At 67.9% G+C, this 582-nt stretch carries 2 pseudogenes; both read right to left on the bottom strand.

Annotation, left to right across the window (positions count from 1 at the left end):
• Window positions 1-251 (bottom strand): annotated as a pseudogene (locus tag ACPXCS_RS39660) (2-oxoacid:ferredoxin oxidoreductase subunit beta); the annotation flags it as partial.
• Window positions 241-582 (bottom strand): annotated as a pseudogene (locus ACPXCS_RS39655) (2-oxoacid:acceptor oxidoreductase subunit alpha); the annotation flags it as partial. The pseudogenes ACPXCS_RS39655 and ACPXCS_RS39660, both read right to left, overlap by 11 nt.

Raw genomic sequence — 582 nt, 5'->3', positions numbered from 1 at the left:
CTGGCCAGACCCGTGGCGATGGCGGGGGCGCGGCCGTGGATGGAGTGCATCCCGTAGGTGTTCATGTAGTACGGGAACCGGGAGGAGCAGCCGATGCCGGAGACGAAGACGATGTTCTCCCGCGCCACACCCAGTTCCGGCATGAAGCCCTGCACGGCGGCCAGGATGGCGTAGTCGCCGCAGCCCGGGCACCAGCGCACTTCCTGATCGGCCTTGAAGTCCTTGGCGGTGAGCCTGAGTTCAGTTGCCACGGGATGCCTCCTCCAGCGCGCGGGCCAGTTGCTCCGCCTTGAACGGCATGCCATTGATCTGCGTGCACGACACCACGTCCACCAGGTACTTGGCACGCAGAAGTGCCGCCAGCTGTCCCATGTTCATCTCGGGTACGACGACCCGCTCGTATCGGGCGAGAACCTCACCGAGGTTGTGAGGGAAGGGGTTGAGGTGGCGCAGGTGGGCCTGGGCGATCCGGCCGCCCTCCTTGCGGATCGGGCGGACGGCGGCGGTGATCGGTCCGTAGGTGGAGCCCCAGCCGAGGACGAGGGTGCCCGCGCCGTCCGGGTCGTCCACCGTCAGGTCCGG

Origin of the sequence: Streptomyces sp. DT190 (genome assembly GCF_049846985.1) — a bacterium.
Lineage (GTDB): Bacteria > Actinomycetota > Actinomycetes > Streptomycetales > Streptomycetaceae > Streptomyces.
The sequence above is the reverse complement of the archived record's forward strand: the minus strand, read 5'-3'. Positions and strand labels throughout refer to the sequence as shown.